Below are 747 nucleotides of genomic sequence, written 5' to 3' on the forward strand. Positions count from 1 at the left end.
GGCGCTGGGGGTGCCGGTCCTGGTCAGGGACGTGAACCCGCTGCAGCCGGGCGATCCGCGCGGGCTCGCGATCTTCTACATCTCGCTCGCCGCGGTGGTCATCGGCTTCATCGGCGCCATCCAGCTGAGCGTGAACGCACGGGCCCTCGAACCGGCGGAACGGATCGCCTTCACCTTCGCGTACGCGCTGCTCGGCGGCTTCTCGATCGCGGCCATCGTGGACTGGGGCCTCGGCGCGGTCGACCTGCCCTTCGCGGAGTCCTGGATGATCCTGGCGCTGACGATGTTCACCTCCGGGATGGTCTTCTCCATGTTCAACGTCCTCTTCGGACGGTGGTCCCTCATCCCGACCTGGGGCCTGATGGTGCTCCTCGGCAACCCCTCCTCCGGCGGCGCGGTCTCCTGGCCCCTGCTGCCCTCCCTCCTCGGCCACATCGGCCGCTGGCTGCCCCCGGGCGCCTCCGTCAACGCGCAGCACACCGCGGTCTACTTCAGCGAGCACCAGCACGCCTTCCCGTTCCTGGTGCTGGCCGGCTGGTCCCTGCTGGGCTGCACGGTCTTCTGGACCTGGCGCCACCGCCACCCCGGCGGCCGCGAAACACCGGTGCGCCGTCCCGATGACCGCTGACCGGCCGGGCGGGGCGGTCGGCCAGTCGGAGCAGTCCCGGTTGTCGCCCCGGCCAGGACCGTCTGTCCTGGGAGCATGCTCAAGGGCTTCAAGAACTTTCTGATGCGTGGCGACGTCAT

At 70.0% G+C, this 747-nt stretch carries 1 protein-coding gene; it reads left to right on the forward strand.

Annotation, left to right across the window (positions count from 1 at the left end):
- Positions 1-628 (forward strand): ABC-2 transporter permease (locus CCN51_RS51900; RefSeq protein WP_107426323.1); only part of this gene is annotated, 628 nt, incomplete at its 5' end.
- Between the last annotated feature and the right edge of the window lie 119 nt (positions 629-747).

The organism is Streptomyces milbemycinicus (assembly GCF_002154605.1).
Taxonomy (GTDB): Bacteria; Actinomycetota; Actinomycetes; order Streptomycetales; family Streptomycetaceae; genus Streptomyces; species Streptomyces milbemycinicus.